Annotated in this window: 15 protein-coding genes; 12 read left to right on the forward strand and 3 right to left on the reverse strand. The window is 62.5% G+C overall.

The features are described 5' to 3' along the window. Positions 1-43 precede the first annotated feature (43 nt). A complete protein-coding gene (locus tag QF092_RS10190; protein WP_281463793.1) occupies positions 44-1,084 on the reverse strand; it encodes a PstS family phosphate ABC transporter substrate-binding protein in 1,041 nt (346 codons plus the stop codon). 275 nt (positions 1,085-1,359) lie between these two features. Next, the gene (gene dnaE, locus QF092_RS10195) at positions 1,360-4,791 is read right to left on the reverse strand and encodes a DNA polymerase III subunit alpha (RefSeq protein ID WP_281463794.1); all 3,432 of its coding nucleotides are present in this window, start codon (positions 4,789-4,791) and stop codon (positions 1,360-1,362) included. A gap of 263 nt (positions 4,792-5,054) precedes the next feature. On the opposite strand from dnaE, the gene xdhA reads away from it, so the two are divergent. The 12 genes from xdhA (at position 5,055) to QF092_RS10255 (ending at position 19,446) form a co-directional block, all read left to right on the forward strand. Continuing rightward, positions 5,055-6,512, forward strand: coding sequence for a xanthine dehydrogenase small subunit (gene xdhA / locus QF092_RS10200; protein ID WP_281463795.1), 1,458 nt, complete (start codon positions 5,055-5,057; stop codon positions 6,510-6,512). Further along, complete coding sequence (gene xdhB / locus QF092_RS10205) at positions 6,509-8,809, forward strand: xanthine dehydrogenase molybdopterin binding subunit (protein WP_281463796.1); 2,301 nt, start codon at positions 6,509-6,511, stop codon at positions 8,807-8,809. Before xdhA ends, xdhB begins: the two co-directional genes overlap by 4 nt. Before the next feature lie 110 nt (positions 8,810-8,919). Next, positions 8,920-9,858, forward strand: coding sequence for a xanthine dehydrogenase accessory protein XdhC (gene xdhC, locus QF092_RS10210; RefSeq protein ID WP_281463797.1), 939 nt, complete (start codon positions 8,920-8,922; stop codon positions 9,856-9,858). Further along, on the forward strand, positions 9,855-11,399 hold the full coding sequence (locus tag QF092_RS10215; RefSeq protein ID WP_281463798.1) for an ABC transporter ATP-binding protein: 1,545 nt from the start codon (positions 9,855-9,857) through the stop codon (positions 11,397-11,399). The genes xdhC and QF092_RS10215 overlap by 4 nt, the downstream gene beginning before the upstream one ends. A 75-nt stretch (positions 11,400-11,474) precedes the next feature. Continuing rightward, on the forward strand, positions 11,475-12,563 hold the full coding sequence (locus tag QF092_RS10220) for an ABC transporter permease (RefSeq protein ID WP_281463799.1): 1,089 nt from the start codon (positions 11,475-11,477) through the stop codon (positions 12,561-12,563). Continuing rightward, positions 12,563-13,495 (forward strand): ABC transporter permease, encoded by a 933-nt coding sequence (locus QF092_RS10225; protein ID WP_281463800.1) that lies wholly within the window; start codon positions 12,563-12,565, stop codon positions 13,493-13,495. Before QF092_RS10220 ends, QF092_RS10225 begins: the two co-directional genes overlap by 1 nt. 50 nt (positions 13,496-13,545) lie before the next feature. Then, on the forward strand, positions 13,546-14,643 hold the full coding sequence (locus QF092_RS10230) for a BMP family ABC transporter substrate-binding protein (RefSeq protein WP_281463801.1): 1,098 nt from the start codon (positions 13,546-13,548) through the stop codon (positions 14,641-14,643). Between the two features lie 148 nt (positions 14,644-14,791). Continuing rightward, positions 14,792-16,078 (forward strand): NAD(P)/FAD-dependent oxidoreductase, encoded by a 1,287-nt coding sequence (locus QF092_RS10235; RefSeq protein WP_281463802.1) that lies wholly within the window; start codon positions 14,792-14,794, stop codon positions 16,076-16,078. A 74-nt stretch (positions 16,079-16,152) separates the two neighbouring features. Next, positions 16,153-17,058, forward strand: coding sequence for an aldo/keto reductase (locus tag QF092_RS10240; protein ID WP_281463803.1), 906 nt, complete (start codon positions 16,153-16,155; stop codon positions 17,056-17,058). Continuing rightward, positions 17,055-18,128 (forward strand): NAD(P)/FAD-dependent oxidoreductase, encoded by a 1,074-nt coding sequence (locus QF092_RS10245; RefSeq protein WP_281463805.1) that lies wholly within the window; start codon positions 17,055-17,057, stop codon positions 18,126-18,128. The genes QF092_RS10240 and QF092_RS10245 overlap by 4 nt, the downstream gene beginning before the upstream one ends. 91 nt (positions 18,129-18,219) lie before the next feature. Then, complete coding sequence (locus QF092_RS10250; protein ID WP_281463806.1) at positions 18,220-18,573, forward strand: carboxymuconolactone decarboxylase family protein; 354 nt, start codon at positions 18,220-18,222, stop codon at positions 18,571-18,573. A gap of 48 nt (positions 18,574-18,621) precedes the next feature. Continuing rightward, positions 18,622-19,446 (forward strand): glycoside hydrolase family 25 protein, encoded by an 825-nt coding sequence (locus QF092_RS10255; RefSeq protein WP_420026452.1) that lies wholly within the window; start codon positions 18,622-18,624, stop codon positions 19,444-19,446. A 3-nt stretch (positions 19,447-19,449) separates the two neighbouring features. Here QF092_RS10255 and QF092_RS10260 read toward each other — a convergent pair whose 3' ends face one another. Continuing rightward, positions 19,450-21,168 carry a methyl-accepting chemotaxis protein gene (locus QF092_RS10260; RefSeq protein WP_281463807.1) on the reverse strand — a complete coding sequence of 573 codons (1,719 nt, stop codon included), beginning with the start codon at positions 21,166-21,168 and terminating at the stop codon, positions 19,450-19,452. Positions 21,169-21,317: the final 149 nt, after the last annotated feature.

Here is a 21,317-nt window from a genome sequence, read left to right on the forward strand (position 1 = left end):
AAGACTGGGGCGGCACCGACCGGCACCGCCCCCTTGGTCCAGCTTATTGCAGCGGGGCCATCACTTCTTCGGCCGCCACGGCCGCCTGCGTCGCCGCAAGCTCCGGGTCCGACACAAGGCCATAGGCCGCCAGCGGGCCATCCGGGCCAGCCATATCGTCCGACACGAAGAATTCGATGTATTCCTTCAGGCCGGGGATCACGCCGATATGCTGCTTCTTCACGTAGAAATACAGCGGACGCGACACCGGATATTCACCCTTGGCGATCGAGTCGACCGTCGGAACCACGCCCGACATCGTCGCCACGCGCAGCTTGTCGGTGTTGTTCTGATAGAAGCTCAGGCCGAACACGCCCACGGCCATCGGGTTGGCGTCCAGACGGGCCAGCGTTTCGGTATAGTCGCCGTCGATATCGACCGACACGCCATCCGTGCGCAGCGTCATGCACAGTTCTTCAGCCTTGTCCTCGTCGCCGCCATTGGCAGCCTTGAAGGCCTCAAAGGCGCCGCTGTCTTCACAGCCCTTCACGATCACCTTGGTGTCGAACACTTCACGCGTGCCGTGCTTGGTGCCGGGGATGAAAGCCAGGATGTCTTGCGCGGGAAGTGCTGCATCCACTTCGGCCCAGGACTTGTTCGGGTTGTCGACCAGTGCGCCATCCTTCAGAACCTGCGCCGCCAGAGCGTTGTACCAATGCACGGGCGTGAAGGCGAATTCCGGGCCATCAACCTTGGACGCGAAAACGATCCCGTCATAGCCGATGCGCACTTCCATGATGTCGGTCACGCCATTGGCCATGCACAGTTCGATGTCCGACTTGCTGATGCGGCTCGACGAGTTGGCGATGTCGATGGTGTTTTCGCCCACGCCTTCGCACATCTTCTTGCGGCCCGCACCCGAACCGCCGCCTTCCACGACCGGGGTCGGGAAGTCGAAGTTCTCGCCAAAGGCCTCGGCCACGATGGTGGCATAGGGCAGCACGGTCGACGAACCGGCGATCTGCACATTGTCGCGCGCCAGCGCCACACCGGTCGTCCCGGCCAGCACGGCAACTGCGGAAAGGGTAAGCTTCAGGGAGGTCATGTCTCTCTCCATCTGGTGATCCGCGACCCCCCGCACGGGCGCCGCTTCCCCGCCCTGCTACCGCTGCTGCGTGACGGCTCTGCAAAGATCATGTGACAGTTCTGTAACGAACCCGTTCCAGAGACGGGTTAACCAATCCTGACCCCGGCGTGCGTGGCCACAGTTTGCTGCACAAAACCCGGCACAAAACAGGGCACAACCGTTTCGTCCCCCCTGCGGGGGGTAAACGGTTGACCGAATTGGGAAATCACCTTGCGTTAAGGGGCCTGCCGGGGTCAGATATCCTCGACCAGCACCACCCCCTGCATCGCCTTGATCGCGCCCTTGATCTGCGGTGTCACCGGATAGGGCTGCGGCAATGTCACATCAATCTCGCGCCCCGTGTCATCGGGCACGCAGATGGTGACCTGCGCTTTCGACCGCCCCTCCACCCGCGCCAGCAAGGCCGCCACCGACGCCGCCGCCTCCGCGCGGTTCAAATGGATGCGCAGCGCCGTCGCCCCCGCCTCTGAGGCAACAGAATCAATCGGTTGCACCCCATTGGCCAGCAGTTTGACCGAATCGCCATCCGGGTCGGCGCGCACCGTCAGCACCACATTCCGCCCCGGTTCCAGATGATCCCTCGCCGCTTCCAGCACGTCGGAAAACACCGTCACCTCATAAAGCCCGGTCGGATCAGACAGCGACACAAAGGCAAAGCGGTTCCCCTTGGCCGACTTCCGCTCCTGCCGCGCCGACACCGACCCCGCCATCTTCACAACGCAGGTGCCCCGCTCCGCGAGCTTCGTCACCTCGGCCAAAGTCTTGATTTCCTTGCGTTTCAGCGCCGCTATATAGTCATCCAGCGGATGGCCCGACAGGTAAAACCCAATCGCCATATGCTCTTGCGCCAGCCGCTCCACGGGCAACCAATCATCCCGATTGGCAATCCGCGGTTCGGGGATATCTGCCCCCGCCTCGCCAAACAGCGACACCTGCGAAGACACCTTCGCCTCATGCACCGCCGCCGAATAGGCGACCAGCGAATCAAGCGCCTCAAACACCCGCGCCCGATTCGCATCCAGAATGTCAAAGGCCCCCGCCCGCGCCAACATCTCCAAGGGCCGCTTTCCAACCCGTTTCAGATCGACACGCCGCGCAAAATCAAAAAGGGAAACAAAGGCTTGGCCACCCCGCGCCTCAACGATGGTGCGCATCGCATCGACGCCCACATTCTTCAACGCGCCAAGGCCATAGACGACCTGCCCCTCCACCACGGTAAAGGTCGCCAGCGACCGGTTCACGCAAGGCGGCACCGTCGTGATGCCCAGTTTGTCCACCTCGCGCTTATAGACGGCCAGCTTATCGGTCAGGTGGATATCGCAATTCATGACCGCCGCCATGAATTCCACCGGGTAATTCGCCTTCAGGTAAGCCGTCTGATAGCTCACCACAGCATAGGCGGCGGCGTGCGATTTGTTGAACCCGTAATTGGCGAATTTCTCCAACAGGTCAAAGACTTCACCCGCCTTCTTGGCGTCGATATTATGGGTAGCCTTTGCCCCTTCGATGAATTTGGGCCGTTCCTTTGCCATCTCTTCGGCGATCTTCTTACCCATCGCGCGGCGCAGCAAATCCGCGCCCCCAAGGGAATAGCCCGCCATGACCTGCGCGATCTGCATCACCTGTTCCTGATAGACGATGATGCCCTGCGTTTCCTTCAGGATATGGTCGATGGTCGGGTGGATCGACTCCAACTCCCGCTGCCCGTTCTTCACCTCGCAATAGACGGGAATGTTCTCCATCGGGCCGGGGCGATACAGCGCCACCAGCGCCACGATATCCTCGATACAGGTGGGCTTCATGCGCCGCAGCGCATCCATCATGCCGCTCGATTCCACCTGGAACACCGCCACCGTCTTGGCCGCAGCATAAAGCTCGTAAGTCGGTTGATCATCCAATGGAATCAAGCTGATATCCAGCGTGACACCCCGCAGCTTCAACAGGTCCAGCGCGTTCTGGATCACCGTCAGCGTCTTCAGACCAAGGAAGTCGAACTTCACCAGACCCGCCGCCTCGACCCATTTCATGTTGAACTGCGTGGCCGGCATATCCGACCGCGGGTCCTGATACAGCGGCACCAGCTCATCCAGCGGACGGTCCCCGATCACCACCCCCGCGGCATGGGTCGACGCGTTGCGATACAGCCCCTCGATCTGTTCCGCATAGGTCAGAAGGCGCCCCACCACCTCTTCCTTCGCCGCCTCCCGCAGCCGCGGCTCGTCCGCCAAGGCCTTGGTGATGGAAACCGGCTTTACCCCCTCGAGCGGGATCATCTTCGACAGCCGGTCCACCTGCCCATAAGGCATCTGCAAAACCCGCCCCACATCCCGCACCGCCGCCTTCGACAGCAGCGCCCCGAAGGTGATGATCTGCCCCACCTTCTCGCGGCCATAGCGTTCCTGCACATAGCGGATCACCTCTTCCCGGCGATCCATGCAGAAGTCGATGTCGAAGTCCGGCATCGACACCCGTTCTGGGTTCAAAAACCGTTCAAAAAGAAGGGCATAGCGTAGCGGGTCAAGGTCCGTGATGGTCAAAGCATAGGCCACCAACGACCCCGCCCCCGATCCCCGCCCCGGCCCCACCGGGATGTCATGCGCCTTGGCCCATTTGATGAAATCAGACACGATCAGAAAGTAACCGGGGAACCCCATCTTCTCGATGATGTCCAACTCGAAATCCAGCCGGGCCTGATACTCTTCCACCGTCGTAGCATGAGGGATCACGGCCAGCCGGTTCTTTAGCCCCTCATTGGCCTGACGGCGCAATTCCTGCACCTCGTCATCGGCAAAGCGCGGCAAGATCGGCTTGCGCTTGGCCGCCATAAAGGCACAGCGCCGCGCAATCTCTACAGTGTTTTCAAGGGCTTCAGGCAGATCGGCGAACAACGCACACATCTCTGCCTCGGACTTCAGATAATGCTGCGGCGTCAGGCGGCGGCGCGGCTGGCTCTGGTCCACATAGGCCCCCTCCGCGATGCAGATCAGCGCATCATGCGCCTCATACATCTCGGATTTCGGGAAATAGACGTCATTCGTGGCCACCAGCGGCAGGCCCATGTCATAGGCCATCTCGACGAAACCCCGCTCTGTCGCGGTCTCGGCCTCCGTCAGGCGCCCACCCTCACCCGGATGGCGCTGCAATTCTACATAAAGCCGGTCACCAAAGGCCGCCGCCAACCGCTCCATCAGTGCACGCGCCTTGGCCCCCTGCCCCAGCTGCAAAAACCGCCCCACCGGCCCCTCGGCCCCGCCCGTCAGGCAAATCAGGCCCGCCGAGTACCGCTCCAACTCCTCCAGCGTGACCTGATTAAGCTGGCCTGCCTTATCCAGATAGAGACAGGAATTCAGCTTCATCAGGTTCATGTAACCCGCCTCGGACTGTGCCAGCAGAACCACCGGCGCGGGCATCCGTAGCTTTTCCCCCGCTTGCGCCGGATCATGCGCCACAGCGACTTGGCACCCCACGATGGGCTGCAGCCCCGCATCCTTGGCCAGAACCGAAAACTCCAACGCGCAGAACATGTTATTGGTATCGGTCACCGCCACGGCAGGCATCTCTGCCGCCGCAACCAGCTTGACCAGCTTCTTCACGGGGATCGCGCCTTCCAGCAGCGAATGTTCGGTATGGACACGCAGATGGATGAATCGGGGGGCATTTGTCATACCCCCAGCCTAGCGAAGCACCAGCGCCACGGAAAGGTCAGCCAAACTGCATCCACGCACAGTCTTTCGGCAAAACCGGAAACTGCTTCGCCGGATTTCAGAAAGGTTCCGCTTGCCATGTGGCGAAGCGGCGCGCTTCACTGTTAGAAAGAGAAGAAGGCCCGAACCGACAAACGGGGGGCATGGGGCGCGTGGCCCGCTTTACGCCGCATCGGGCGGCCACGCAAAACGCCTCGAACGGGGAGAAGGCGGCGGGTTGAACGATGGCAGGGATCGCGTTTCTCCTGAATGGAACGCCTGTCCGGGTGGCGGATATGCCCCCCACACGCACGCTTCTGGATTTCCTGCGCGAAACGCGTGGGCTCTCTGGCACAAAAGAAGGCTGCAACGAAGGCGACTGCGGCGCCTGCACCGTGATGGTGACGGACGAAGGCGGCAGCCGCGCGCTGAATGCCTGCATCCTCTTCCTGCCCCAGCTGCACGGCAAAGCCGTCCGCACCGTCGAAGGCCTTTCCGGCCCGACGGGCGAAATGCACCCCGTGCAAGAGGCGATGGTCACCCATCACGGCTCACAATGTGGCTTCTGCACCCCCGGTTTCGTTGTTTCCATGGCGGTGGCGCATCTCAACGGGCGGCGTGACCATGACGATGTGCTGGCGGGCAACCTCTGCCGTTGCACGGGCTATGCGCCCATCATCCGCGCCGCCGAAGCCGTGGTCGATGCCCCGGTCCCCGACTGGATGAAAACCGACCGCAGCTTCATCTTGGCCCAAATACTCAAATCCGACGGGTCCATGGGAACCGAGGTGTCCAAAAAAGGTGCCGGGGGGTCTGGGGGGACGACTGTCCCCCCAGCCGTGCCCAGCGAAGCCTTTCGCCCCAGCAATTCGGACGACCTCGCCGACTGGTATCTTGCCCATCCCGATGCCACCCTCATCGCGGGCGCTACCGATGTCGGCCTCTGGGTTACAAAGCACCTCCGCGATCTTGCCCCCGTCGCCTTCCTCAATGGCGTCAGCGACCTGCAACAGATCGAACGGCAGGGTGGCATGCTCCATGTCGGCGCCGCCGTCACCATCGCCGCCCTGCGCGAGGCTGTGCAGGACCGTCTGCCCTCCTTGGCCGAACTCTTCCGCCGCTACGCAAGCGAACAGGTCCGCAATGCCGCCACCATTGGCGGCAATATCGCCAATGGCTCTCCCATCGGCGACGGCCCACCCGCGCTGATCGCGCTCGGCGCGACGCTGCACCTGCGCCGCGGGGATGACCTCCGCTCCATCCCGCTTGAGGATTTCTTCCTCGACTACCGCAAGCAAGACCGTCGCCCCGGCGAATTCGTGGCGGGCATCAGCTTTGCAGAACAGGCCCCCGCCCTGCGCTGCTACAAGATTTCCAAGCGCTTCGATCAGGACATCTCGGCCGTCTGCGGCTGCTTCAACCTGACCATCGAAGATGGCCGCATCATCGCCGCCCGCATCGCCTTTGGGGGAATGGCAGGCATTCCCAAACGCGCCACCCATGTCGAACAGGCCCTTACAGGCCAGCCATGGACCGCCGCGACCATATCCGCAGCCCTTCCCGCTTTCGCGCAGGATTTCACGCCCCTCTCCGACATGCGCGCCAGCGCCGCCTATCGGCTTGAGGCCGCCGCCAACCTGTTGACCCGCTATTTCCACGATCTGAACGGCAGCCCCGTCTCGGTGCTGGAGGTCACGCCATGACGATCGGCAAACCCCTTCCCCATGATGCGGCCCCGCTCCATGTAACGGGTCAGGCGCGCTATATCGACGACATCCCGCTGCCCGCCGATGCGCTTCACCTCGCCTTCGGCCTCTCCACCATCGCGCATGGTGAAATTGAAGGGATGGACCTCTCTGCCGTCCGCACCGCCCCCGGAGTGGTGGCGGTCCTGTCTGCCAAAGACTTCGCCGAGATGCCGGATTGCAGCCCTTCGGTGCATGATGAACCGCTCCTGTCCACCGGGATGGTTCATTACCTCGGCCAACCCCTTTTCCTCGTCGCCGCCGACAGCCACCTTGCCGCACGCCGCGCCGCCCATCTGGCCAAGGTCAGCTACAGGGAACTGCCCGCGATCCTGACGGTGGATGACGCGCTTGCCGCCAACAGCCGCTTCGAACAAGGCCCGGTGATCTGGACGAAAGGTGACCCCGCCGCCGCCATCGCCAAGGCCCCCCGTACCGTGGAGGGCTCGTTCGAGGTCGGCGGGCAGGAACATTTCTACCTCGAAGGCCAAGTCGCCGCTTGCTTGCCGCAGGAAGGGGGCGATGTGACCATCCTCTCCTCCACCCAGCATCCGACCGAGATCCAACACAAGGTCGCCCACGCCCTCCATCTCCCCATGAGCAGCGTGAGGGTCGAGGTGCGCCGCATGGGCGGTGGCTTCGGCGGCAAAGAAAGCCAGGGCAACGCGCTCGCCATCGCCTGTGCTGTGATGGCCACCCGCACGGGGCGTCCCTGCAAGATGCACTATGACCGCGACGATGACATGATGATCACGGGCAAGCGGCATGATCTGCGCATCCTTTACCGCGCAGGCTTTGATGATCAGGGAAAGGTGACGGGGCTGGAATTCACCCATCTTTTCCGCTGCGGATGGGCGCAGGACCTGTCCTTGCCCGTGGCCGACCGGGCGATGCTGCATGCCGACAACTGCTATCACCTGCCCGACATCCGCATCGAAAGCCACCGCCTGAAAACCCATACGCAAAGCGCCACAGCCTTCCGAGGCTTTGGCGGGCCGCAGGGGATGGTGGGGATGGAACGGGTGATGGACCACATCGCCCATGCCTTGGGGCAAGACCCGCTTCAGGTGCGCCGTGCCAATTTCTACCGCGCGGCGGCGGAACCGGGGCCGGTGCAGACCACGCCCTACCACATGGCGGTTGAGGATTTCATCGGCCAAGACCTCGTCGCCGAACTGGAACGGACGAGTGATTATCACAAACGCCGGGCCGAGATCGCGGCATGGAACGCAGCCTCCCCTATCCTGAAACGTGGGATTGCCCTGACGCCCGTGAAATTCGGCATCTCCTTCACGCTGACCCACCTCAATCAGGCAGGCGCCTTGGTCCATGTCTACCAGGACGGCTCCATCCAGTTGAACCATGGCGGGACGGAAATGGGGCAGGGCCTGTTCCAGAAGGTTGCACAGGTCGTGGCGGGGGTCTTTGGCGTCGATGCCGGGATGGTGAAGATCACCGCAACGGATACTGGTAAGGTTCCAAACACCTCAGCCACCGCGGCCTCATCGGGGTCAGACCTCAATGGGATGGCGGCAAAGGCGGCGGCCGAAACCATCCGCGCCCGCCTTGCTGCCTTCCTGGCCGAAAAGCACCAGACAACGCCCGCCAAGGTGCGTTTCGCCGATGGTGTCGTCCATGTCGCTGGCGAGGCTTACGATTTCGCCCGCGTGGCCAACTGGGCCTATCAGGCGCGCGTCTCCCTTTCGGCCACAGGCTTTTATGCGACGCCCAAGATCGTCTGGGATCGCATCCGTGGCACAGGTCGACCCTTCTTCTACTTCGCCTATGGCGCGGCGGTGACCGAGGTGGTGATAGACACACTCACGGGCGAAAACCGCATCCTGCGGGCTGACCTTCTGCATGACACTGGCACCAGTCTGAACCCAGCGCTGGATATCGGGCAGGTCGAAGGGGCCTATGTGCAGGGCGCAGGCTGGCTTACGACCGAGGAATTGGTCTGGAACGCCAAGGGGCGGCTGACCACCCATGCGCCCAGCACCTACAAAATCCCCGCCTGTTCCGATCGCCCACGCATATTCAACGTCGCCCTCTGGGGCCGCGCCAACCGCGAAGAAACGGTGGGGAAATCGAAGGCCGTGGGGGAGCCACCCTTCATGCTGGGCATATCGGCGCTGATGGCGCTGTCGGATGCGGTGGCCGCCTGCGGGGACGGAAGCGTCTATCCGGCCCTCGACGCCCCTGCCACCGCAGAGCGAGTGTTGGCGGCAGTCAAGCGGGTGCGTGCCAATGCGTGACATACGTTTCATTGCGAAGCGGAATTTGACGCAAATTCCGCACCGAAATCTGCGCGCAGATTTCACCGCGATTTCTGCGTGCAGAAATCGCTTTCCACGAGGTGGCTCAGATGTTTGACCTAACCTCCCTCCGCGCCACAATCGCCGCCCACGGCCCCACCGCTCGCGTCGTTATAGCCGCGCATGACGGCTCCAGCCCGCGCGAGGTGGGGGCCTCCATGCTCGTCTGGGCCACCGGCCAATCCGGCACCATTGGCGGCGGCGCTCTAGAGCATGAGGCCACCATCCGCGCCCGTGCCCATCTGGCGGCAACCCGCCCCATGCTGACGCGCGAAGCCTTGGGTCCCAAACTGGGCCAATGCTGTGGCGGAGCGGTTACCCTGCTGACCGAGGTCTTTACCGAAACCACGCTCCCTGAAACCGAGGCTGGGGTCTTTGTCCGCCCCATCGATGGGCGCCCGATGCCCCTTTCGGTAAAGCGCCTTCTTGCAAAGGCGCGTGGCGAAGGCCTGCTGCCGCGCCCCGTGCTTCTACAAGGCTGGATGGTGGAACCCGTCTCTCGCCCGGACCGCCATCTGTGGATCTGGGGCGCGGGCCATGTAGGCCGCGCGCTGGTGGACGTGATGGCCCCACTTCCCGGGGTGGCGATCACATGGGTCGATACCGCCCCAGACCGCTTTCCCGAAGCCATCCCCGACAGCGTTATAGTAAGGGTCGACCACGATCCCGCGCAGGCGGTCACCTTGGCCCCAAAGGATGCCGAACATCTGATCGTCACTTTTTCACACGCGCTCGACCTCGATCTGTGCCACCGCCTATTGACCCATGGCTTCGCCCAATGCGGCCTGATCGGATCGGCCACAAAATGGGCGCGCTTCAGGTCGCGCCTTTCTGCATTGGGCCACAGCCCGGCTGCCATCGCCTGCATCGACTGCCCCATCGGCGACCCCGCCCTTGGCAAGCATCCGCAGGCCATAGCCGTTGGCGTCGCCACGGCCTTCCTGCGCCAGAGAACCGAACGCGCGTCACGACAGGAGAACGCGGGATGACAGTGCCCCCCAACCCCCAAAGGCCGGAACTTCTGGCCATTCAGGGCGTGACCAAGGCCTATCCAGGTGTCGTCGCCAATAGTGATGTGTCCTTCTCCATCGGCGAGGGCGAGGTGCATGCCCTTCTGGGCGAAAACGGCGCGGGAAAGTCGACACTGGTCAAGATGATCTACGGCCTTGTCAAACCCGATAGCGGCGCGATGCGCTTTCGCGGACAACCCTATCAACCCGCCGAACCCCGCGCCGCCCGCGCGGCCGGCGTGGCCATGGTGTTTCAGCATTTCAGCCTGTTCGAGGCGCTGAACGTCGCCGAAAACGTGGCCCTCGGCATGGAGAACCCGCCGCCGATGCGTGAACTCGCCACCCGTATCCGCGCGGTGTCAGAGGAATATGGCCTTCCCCTCGATCCGGGCCGGATGGTGGGGGACTTGTCCGCAGGCGAACGCCAAAGGGTCGAAATCATTCGCTGCCTTTTGCAGGACCCAAAACTCCTTATCATGGACGAACCCACCTCCGTCCTGACCCCACAAGAGGTTGAAATCCTTTTCAAAACGCTGCGCCAACTTTCCGCCGAAGGGACAGCAATCCTTTATATCAGCCACAAGCTGGAAGAGATCCGCGCGCTGTGCGACGAGGCGACAATCCTCAGGCGCGGCAAGGTCGTGGCGACCTGCACACCCCGCGAAAGATCGGCGCGCGAAATGGCCGAATTGATGGTCGGCGCCACGCTCACCCCCCCTGCCCGCGCGGCCCAACCCAAAGGGGCCACGGCACTTGAGGTCGCGGGGCTTTCGGTCGCTTCCCCCATCCCTTTCGGCACCAGCCTGAAGGACATCACCTTCCGCGTTGCAAAAGGTGAGGTGTTGGGGATCGCGGGCGTTGCCGGAAACGGGCAGGATGAATTGCTGCTCGCATTGTCGGGCGAACTTCGGTCGGCACCTGGTGCCGTAATGATCAACGGCCAGCCGATGGGGGCCACAGGGCCCAACGCGCGCCGCGCGGCGGGCCTCGTTGCAGCCCCAGAGGAACGATTGGGCCATGCCGCGGCCCCCGACATGTCGTTGGTGGAAAACGCACTTCTCTCCGGGGCAGTGCGCCAGGGGCTGGTGAAGGGCGGCTTTATCGACTGGGCTGCCGCAGGCACCTTTGCCGAGGGGATCGTCAAGGAGTTTGACGTTCGCACCCCCGGCACCCATGTCGCCGCCCGCGCGCTGTCGGGTGGCAATCTTCAGAAATTCGTCGTGGGGCGCGAGCTTTCACAAGACCCCGGCGTCATCGTCATCAACCAACCGACATGGGGCGTCGATGCCGCCGCCGCTGCATCCATCCGGCAGGCGATCCTTGATCGCGCTGCCGCCGGGGCTGCCGTTGTGGTCATCAGCCAAGACCTTGATGAACTGCTTGAGATTGCAGACAATTTCGCCGCGCTGAACGAAGGGCGGCTGACGCCTCCACGGCCTGTCGAAGGGCTGACCATCGACGAAATCGGCCTGATGATGGGCGGTGCCCACGGGATGGAGGTCGCGCATCATGCAGGCTGAATCCCAAAAGTATTCGAAAACTTTTGCACATTCCTTCGAAGGAATTTGTCCCTGCCCCGCATCGGAGTGCCCCGCATGATCCGGCTTGAAAAACGCCCCTCGCCCAGCGCCTTCTGGCAATGGGCCACGCCCGTTTTGGCCGTGATCCTGACGATGATCGCGGGCGGCATCATGTTCTCGCTTTTGGGCAAGAACCCGGTCGAGGCGATCCGCACCATCTTTTGGGACCCGCTTTTCAACGAACAGTTCGCCGCCTATTCCCGCCCGCAGCTACTGGTGAAGGCAGGCCCGCTGATCCTGATCGCGGTGGGCCTGTCCTTGGGATTTCGCGCGGGCATCTGGAACATCGGTGCCGAAGGCCAATACATTATGGGTGCGATCTTCGGCGCGGCCGTGGGGCTTGCGCTTTACCCGGTGGAAACGCGCTGGGTCTTTCCGCTCATGGTCATCGCTGGAATTTTCGGTGGCTGGCTCTGGGCGATGATCCCCGCGATCCTGAAGACGCGCTTCAACACGAATGAAATCCTCGTCTCACTCCTGCTTGTCTATGTGGCGCAGAACATCCTTGCGTCGATGTCCATCGGCCTTTTGCGCAATCCCGAAGGCGGCGGCTTTCCCGGCAGCCGAAACCTGAGCCAAATCCCTGCCATGGCAAACCCCGAACTCATCCCCGGCACGGGGATGCATTGGGGGGTCATTGCGGCCTTCGTTGTGGTGATCGCGGCCTACATCCTGCTGCAACGGCACATCTTCGGCTATCAGATCAAGCTGGCTGGTCAGGCCCCCAAGGCCGCCCGCTTTGCCGGGGTCAACCCGAACCGACTTGTGATCCTCTGCATGGGCCTATCCGGCGCGCTGGCCGGGATGGCGGGCCTGTTCGAAGTGGCTGGCCCCTCTGGCCAGATCAGCATCGACTTCAACGTAGGCTATGGCTTCACCGCCATCATCGTGGCCTTCCTTGGCCGCCTGAACCCGATCGGCATCCTGCTGGCGGGGCTCTTGATGGCGCTCACCTATATCGGGGGTGAGTTGGCCAGCTTTATGCTCTCCCTTCCTTCGGCGGCGATTCAGGCCTTTCAGGGGATGCTGCTCTTCTTCCTTCTGGCCGTGGACCTTTTGACGAATTACCGCATCCGCTTTGGCACAAAGAAAGAGGTGGCGTGATGGATCTCGGCGGCATCAACCCGGCAATCCTGATCGCCTCTCTCATGGTGGCCTCGGTCCCGATCATCCTTGCTGCGATCGGCGAATTGGTGGTGGAAAAGGCCGGCGTCCTGAACCTCGGGGTCGAGGGGATGATGATCATGGGCGCGATCTGCGGCTTTGCCACAGCGGTGGGGACGGGCAGCCCGGTTCTTGGCTTTGTCGGCGGGGCCTTGGGCGCGGCGGCGCTGTCGCTTGTCTTTGCCGTGCTGACGCAGGTCTTTCTGGCCAATCAGGTGGCAACTGGGCTTGCACTAACGCTATTCGGGCTTGGCCTGTCGTCGATGATCGGGCAGGGCTATGTGGGCATCAAACCCCCCGCAACAGGCGAGGTGCCAATGGGCCCCCTGACCGATATTCCCTTCTTCGGCGAGGTTCTCTTCAGTCATGACTGGATGGTCTATGTCTCCATCGCGGTGGTGGCCGCCGTCTGGGCGGTTCTGAAATACACCCGCTTGGGCCTGATCCTGCGCGCCGTGGGCGAAAGCCACGATGCCGCCCATGCTCTGGGCTACAAGGTCACGCGCATCCGCGTGCTGGCCATCCTCTTCGGCGGGGCGATGGCGGGCCTTGGCGGGGCCTATGTCAGCCTGATCCGCGTGCCGCAATGGACCGACGGCATCACCGCCGGTGCAGGCTGGATTGCGCTGGCCATCGTGGTGTTTGCAAGCTGGAAACCATGGCGCGTCCTGCTTGGTGCCTATCTTTTTGGCGGCATCACTGTGCTACAGCTTAATTTGCAGGCGGCTGGGGCCCGAATCCCGGTCGAATACTTGTCGATGAGTCCGTATCTGATAACCATCCTCGTGTTGGTCATCATGTCCTCTGGCAAGGGAAAGGCGGCGCTGAACGCGCCTGCCTCTCTGGGCCAGAACTTCCACGCCTCACGCTGAGGCATACTCAACCCGGGGTCGGCTGCCGATCCCGCAAACGGGAGCAAGAAATGAAGAGAAGAACGATCCTGAAGGGCGGCGCTGCGTTTGGCCTCGCCTCGATGATGGGGGGCAAGATGGCCCTTGCACAGGGTCTCGAAAAGGCGAAGATCGGCTTCGTCTATGTCGGCCCGATCGGCGACGGCGGCTGGACTTTCCAGCACCATCAAGGTGCGCTGGCCGTGCAAGAAGCCTATGGCGACAAGGTCGAAATCGTCTGGCAGGAAAACGTGCCAGAAGGCGCGGATGCCGAACGTGTGCTGACCCAGATGGCGCTGTCGGGCTGCAACATGATCTTCACCACCTCCTTTGGCTATATGGACCCGACCAATGCCGTCGCGGCCAAGTTCCCGGACATCAAGTTCGAACATGCCACGGGATACAAGCGCGACCATGCGAACGTGTCCACCTATAACGCGCGCTTCTACGAGGGCCGCGCTGTGCAGGGCCATATCGCGGGCAAGATGACCAAGTCGAACAAGATCGGCTACATCGCGTCCTTCCCGATCCCCGAAGTGATCATGGGGATCAATAGCTACTACCTGCACGCCAAGAAGGCGAACCCGGCTGTGGAACTCTCCATCGTCTGGGCTTTCACCTGGTTCGATCCGGCGAAAGAGGCCGATGCCGCAAAGGCCCTTATCGATCAGGGCGTGGACGTGATCGCATCCCACACCGACTCGACCGCCCCCTTGGCCGAAGCGGCCAAGACCAACGGCGCGGTCATCGGCTTTGGTCAGGCGTCCGACATGTCGGAATACAAGCCGACGCCGCGCGTTTCGTCGATCATCGACAACTGGGCGCCCTATTACGTGAAGCGGGTGGGTGAACTGCTCGACGGCACCTATGCCCAGATCGACGCATGGGAAGGCATCGCCGGCGGTGAAGTGGAAATCGGTGAAATCACCGATGCCGTCCCCGCCGATGTAAAGGCCGAGGCCGAAGCAATGCGCGACGCCATCGCGGCGGGCACCTACCACCCCTTCACCGGCCCGATCAACAAGCAGGACGGCAGCGCATGGCTGGCCGAAGGCGCGACCGCGCCGGATGGCGACCTGCTCGGCATGATGTTCTATGTCGAAGGTATCACGGGCGAAATTCCGTCCTGATCAGAGTGCCAAATGGCAGCTAAAGGCCCGCTTCGGCGGGCCTTTTTCTTGCACCCCGTGTGCAAAGGTCGCAGGGGCCAAGTTCTTTAACACATTCATGCATGCGAATGTATACTGATGTCTGCGACTCATCATGGGAGGATGTCAGATGGCGCATGTCGTCGTGCTGGGGGCCGGGCTTGGCGGGGCCATCATGGCCTATGAACTGAAAGAACAATTGCGGAAGGAAGACACGGTCACCGTGGTCACCAAAGACCCGACCTATCACTTTGTTCCGTCAAACCCTTGGATCGCCGTCGGCTGGCGTGACCGCGAAGAGATCACCGTCGATCTCGCGCCGACCATGGCCAAGAAGAAGATCAACTTCATCCCCGTTGCCGCCGAAAAGCTGCACCCACAGGAAAACCGCATCGCGCTGGTGAATGGCGAGTCGGTTTCCTACGATTACCTCGTCATTGCCACCGGCCCCGAACTCGCCTTCGACGAAATCGAAGGCTTTGGCCCGCATGGCGGCTTTACCCAATCGGTCTGCCATATCGACCACGCCGAACAGGCCAAGCTCGTGTTCGAAGAACTGGTCAAGAACCCCGGACCCGTCATCATCGGTGCCGCGCAGGGGGCATCCTGCTTTGGTCCGGCTTATGAATTCCTCTTCATCCTCGAAACCGCGCTGCGCCGGGCCAAAGTGCGCGACCGCGTGCCGATGACCTTTGTCACGTCGGAACCCTATATCGGCCATCTCGGCCTTGATGGGGTGGGCGACACCAAGGGCCTTCTGGAATCCGAGATGCGCGCCAAGCACATCAAATGGATGACCTCGACCAAGGTGAAAAAGGTCGAGCAGGGCAAGATGACGGTGGAAGAGATCGCCGATGATGGCACCTCAAAGGGCGAAAAGGAACTTCCCTTCGCCTTCTCCATGATGCTGCCCGCCTTCCGGGGGATCAAACCAGTCTCGGGCATCGAAGGCCTGTCGAACCCGCGCGGCTTCACCATCGTGGACCGCCACCAGCAGAACCCCACTTATCCCAACATTTTTGCCGTGGGCGTCTGCGTCGCCATCCCCCCGATGGGGCCAACGCCTGTCCCCGTGGGCGTCCCCAAAACCGGCTTCATGATCGAATCCATGGTCACGGCCACCGCGCATAACATCGGCAACCTTGTGCGTGGCAAGGCACCCGATCAGGTCGGGACATGGAACGCCGTCTGCCTTGCCGATTTCGGCGATGGGGGCGTGGCTTTCGTCGCCCAACCCCAGATCCCACCGCGCAACGTGAACTGGTCATCATCCGGCAAATGGGTCCATATGGCGAAGATCGGGTTCGAGAAATACTTCATCCGCAAACTGCGCAAAGGCGTGTCGGAACCCTTCTACGAAACCCTCGCGCTCAAGACGCTGGGGATCGACAAGCTGAAGGAAACCAAGCAAGGCTGACCGGGTCGGGGATCGCCGCAAAAGCGGCGGCCCCCGGCTTTTCTTCCGTTCCGCGTCGTGGCAGTTTCGCCACCATGACGACACCCTCCCCCCTTGCCTTCGGCTGTATGCAATTCGGCGGCCGCGCGGACCCCGCCGCCTCGCGCGCGCTCTTTGACGCCTGCCGCGCGGCAGGCATCACCCATTTCGACACGGCCCATGTCTACACCGACGGGCAATCCGAGCGCCTGCTTGGCAGCTTTGCTCAGGGCGACGATATCTCCATCGCCACAAAGGTGGGCTATGATGGCGGCGCAGGCCGCACCAATCTGACCCGGCAATTCGACGAAAGCCGCCGCCGCCTTGGCGTCGAGGGCGTCGATCTCCTTTACCTCCACCGCTTTGATCCCGGCACCTCGCTAGAGGAAACCCTGTCGCTCTTCGTCGAATGGCAGCAGGCCGGACGCATCGCCCGCATCGGCCTTTCGAACTTCGCCGCATGGCAGGTGATGAAAGCCCAAGCCATCCTTGCCCGTTTCGGCAGCCGGGTGGATGTGATCCAGCCCATGTTCAACCTTGTGAAACGGCAGGCCGAGGTAGAGCTTCTGCCCATGTGCGCCGATCAGCAGATCGCGGTTCACGCCTATTCCCCCTTGGGCGGGGGCCTTCTGACCGGGAAATACGCCACGGGCGGCGCGGGCCGTCTGGCCGAAGATCACCGTTACGCTGCCCGCTACGCGCCCGAGGCGATGCACAAGGCCGCCAAGGGCCTTGCCGACATCGCCACGGAAGGCGGAACTCATCCGGCCACACTTGCCGTGGCTTGGGTCATGTCCTGCCCGATCACCCCAGTGATCCCGCTGATATCGGCCCGAAGCCCCGAACAGCTTGCCCCCTCTCTCGCTGCGCTGACCTTCCCGATGACCCCACACCTGCGCGCGGAGCTTTCGGCCCTTTATCCCGCGCCGCCGCCGGCCACCGACCGTTTGGAAGAAGCATGACCGATTTCCTCATCATTGGCGGCGGCATCGCAGGCATCTCTGCCGCTGCCCGCCTGTCCGAACTTGGCTCCGTCACGGTGCTCGAGGCCGAATCCGCACTTGCCCACCACGCCTCTGGCCGTTCTGCCGCGCTTTATGAACCCCGCTACGGCGCACCTGCGGTGGTGGAGCTCTCGCTTGCCTCTGAAGATCACTTTCGTGCGGCCGAAAACATCCTCTCCCCCCGCGGCCTGATGATCGTGGCCAAGCCCGACCAGAAGGATGACTTCGACAGCGACGTGCGCGACATGCAGATGACACGCTGCAGCTTTGACGAGGCGCGCGCAATCGTCCCGATCCTGAACCGCGATACGGTCGCCATGGCCGCCTTCGCCGATCACGCATGGGACATCGACACCGATCTTCTCTTGCAGGGCTTCGCGCGCGAGGCGAAATCGCGCGGCGCGCAGATCGTCACGGGCGCGCGCGTCACCGCCATTGCCAAAGGCACCGATGGCTGGATCGTCTCAACTGGCGCGGGCGAGTTTACTGGAACACTCCTGATCAACGCCGCCGGCGCTTGGGTGGATCAGGTCGCCACCATGGCGGGCATCCGCCCCTTGGGCTTTATCCCCAACCGCCGCTCCATGGCCCGTATTCCCGCGCCGGGAGGGCATGACATCTCCCGCTGGCCCATGCTCTTTGGGGCGGGAGAGGCGTGGTATGCAAAACCCGATGCAGGTGCCCTGATCGTCTCCCCCGCTGAAGAAGACCCGCAGGTCCCGCATGACGCATGGGCCGACGACATGGTGCTGGCCGAAGGGCTGGCGCGGTATGAGGAAATGGTCACCGAACCCGTCACCCGGCTGATCTCCAACTGGGCGGGCCTGCGCACCTTTTCCCCCGACCGGGTGCTTGTCATCGGACGCGATGCGCGAGACCCAAGCTTCTTCTGGCTGGCAGGCCAAGGCGGCTATGGTTTCCAGACCTGTCCTGCTGCAAGCCGCCTTGCCGCCGATCTGATCGGGGGCGCCCCCACTGCCCTTTCCCTTGGCTTGGTGGCCGCGCTCAATCCAGCCCGCTTCGGATAAACATTCCACTTTGTGAATGTAAATTGACCTGAATCAAGGCGCACCGCCACGGGCGGCCTTACCCTTGCTGGCGCAAACAAGGGACCGGACCATGAGTTACAAGTCAAAAATCGTTGAAATGCGCGGCGAGATTCGCGCGATGAACAAGCTTATCCCCGACGCTGCCGCAGGGTTCGGCACCTTGTCCAAGGCAGTCAAGGAAAACGGCCCCCTATCCTTCAAGGAAAAGGAATACATCGCCCTTGCCATCGCGATCAGCCAACGCTGCGAGCCATGCATCAACTTCCATGTCGAGGCGCTGATGAAATCCGGTGCCACGCGCGAAGAATTGGGCGATGTGCTGGCCATGTCCATCCAGATGGGCGGCGGCCCCGCGCTGATGTACGCGGCCCATGCCTTGGCCTGCTGGGATGAACTTGCCGCACCTGCCATCGCCGCCGAATAGGCGGTGCGCTGCAGGGTGCTTGCAAAGACAGGTGACAGGCGCGACGCGATGGGCCAGCATCAGACCATCATGCGCCTTGTCCTCCTCTTCACCCTCTTCCTCGCCGCCTGCGGCGCACCCCCAACGGCATCTCTGACAACCGGCGCTCTTCCCGTGCCGCAAGTAGACATGCCTGCCGTCACCCGCCCGAATTTCAGCGATGCCAAACCTGTCAGCTTTGGCCGTGGCGGCCCAGATGGCTATCCCGTTCACGGCATTGACGTGGCCCGTTTTCAAACGTCGATCGATTGGCGTGCCGCGCGGGCGAATGGCGTCAACTTCGCCTTCATCAAGGCAACAGAAGGCGGCGATCTGGTCGATCCCATGTTCCGCGATCATTGGCGCGGGGCGGGGCGCGCGGGCGTTGCCCGCGGGGCCTATCACTTCTTCTACCATTGCCGCCCGGCAGCCGAACAGGCAGCCTTCTTCATCCGCAATGTGCCCCGCACCCGCGGCGCGCTGCCGCCCGTTCTTGATATGGAATGGACGCCCTTCTCACCGACCTGCACCATCCGCCGCCCGCCCGAGGTGCTGCGGGCCGAGGCGAAGATCTTCCTCGACATCGTCGAAGCGCATTACGGCCAGCGCCCCATCATCTATTCCACTGTCGATTTCTACCAAGAAAATCAGATGTGGCGCGTCGGCCCCTATCCGTTCTGGCTGCGGTCCGTCGCCGCCCATCCCGATGACATCTACGGCGGACGGCACTGGACTTTCTGGCAATACACGTCCACCGGCCTCATCCCCGGCATCGCCGGAGAGGTGGATATCAACGTCTTCGACGGGCCTTCCGCGGAATGGGGCGCTTGGCTTGCGGCCAACCGCCACCCGTGACGATCACTCTGCCGCAATCCCCCGGCTGGCCAGCATCGCGTTGATCTGGCTCATCAGCCCGGCAGGAACCCCACTCAGGTCCAGCTTGCCCCCGGCTTTCGCGCCGGGACGCAGGCGGAAATGATCAATCGCTTTCCGCATCGCCTCGGACGAGGATTGCAACTCTGCCGCTCCGGCGGCCAATTGCTCTGCCTGGCTGCTGGTCGTCGTGGCGGAATTGGCCACCTCACCAATGGCAGTGGTGATCTGCGCCACCGCCCGCGATTGCTCATCGCCCGATGAAGCGATGCTGCCCACAAGCGATTCCACTTCAGAAATGTCATGCGCGATCCGGGTAAAGGCGCGCTGCGTTTCATCTGCGATGGAAACACCCGATGCCACGCGCTGCGCCGCATCCTCGATCAACTCGCTGCTTTCCCGTGCCGCGCGCGCCGACCGTCCGGCCAGATTGCGCACTTCCTGCGCCACCACAGCAAAGCCTCGGCCATATTGACCCGCCCGCGCCGCCTCGACCGCTGCATTCAGCGCCAAAAGGTTGGTCTGGAAAGCGATCTCGTCGATCACCTTGATGATCTTTGCGATATCGTCGGACGAGGTGCGGATGGCCTCCATGGCCTGCACCATGCCGCCCACCTTTTCCTGCCCTTCGCGCGTCGCGGTCGAGGCAGACCCCGCCCGATGGCTGGCAAGGTTCGCAGCTGACGCATTGGCCCGCACTTGCGCATCTGTCTCTTCCGCCGAGGCCGAGATTTCATCGACTGACGTGCTTTGCACCTGCGCATTGTCGGCCAGCATCTGCGCGCTTGATGCAATCTGCCCCACGGTGGCAGAAACCTGCTGCACCTGCGTCCCGATCTGCGCAAAGGTGTTGTTCAGACCGTCATAGGCCTTTTCAAAGGCCTCTACGATCAGACGGAATTCACCGGGGAAATCGGACGGGCGGATTTCACGATCCAGACGACCATCGACAATATCCTGCGACATCGCCTCGATTTCCTTGATCGTGCGCCGGAAATTGGCGGAAATCGCATCCATCGCCTCGTTGATGAAGGCGCGGTCACCGCTGAACCGCTCCATCGCATAATCAAAATGGCCTTCCGCAAAGGCCTCGATGCAAGTGATGATCTTGCGCTTCGTTGCGATGTGATCCTGCACCATCTTGTTCACCGCCGTCACAACGACAGCGAAATCGCCCTTGAAACCGTCCGCATCCATGTATTCGTGGATGAACCCATTCTCATGCGCCTTGGCCATCTTGCCCAAGCCCGACACAAGGTTCGCCACCTGCGCCTCGTTTTCCGCAAGCACCGTACGGTCCTGCCATTCCACCAGCATCGCGACCATCTTGCCCGATGCATCCCGATGCGGAATCGCCCGGAAGGCCAGCTTGCGGCCGCCGATGGTGAACTTGCCGTCATGCGGGCTCGCAAGTTCGGTCATGATCCCACGCTGGTAAGACGGGTTCTTGTGGAAAACATCGATCGACTTGCCCACCACATCGCGCGCAGTGAAATGCGGCAGGTCTTGACGGATGTCCTCCTCAATCGCCTCAAACATCTTGAAACCCGCCTCGTTGACGAAACGGATGATCATATCGGCATCGGCAAGCATCACAGGGTTCGTCAGATGGTCGAGGGTGCGCAGCACTCCAATTTCAGAGGCCAGCGCCTCCAGCGCCGCATCCGCCTTGCCCGCCTTCGCCTTGTCCACCGTCGCCACCATGGTCAAACCCTTTCCCTACCCGCCGAAATGCGCAGGATGATATCTCCGATGCCTCCAGAACGGCTCGGCGCGCAAAGTCGTTAGCGCGCGCGCTGCGGCGAAGGGATGCCCCTACCCCGCCAAACGGATGGATCGGCGCGGATAAAAGC

The organism is Fuscovulum ytuae, assembly GCF_029953595.1.
Lineage (GTDB): Bacteria > Pseudomonadota > Alphaproteobacteria > Rhodobacterales > Rhodobacteraceae > Paragemmobacter > Paragemmobacter ytuae.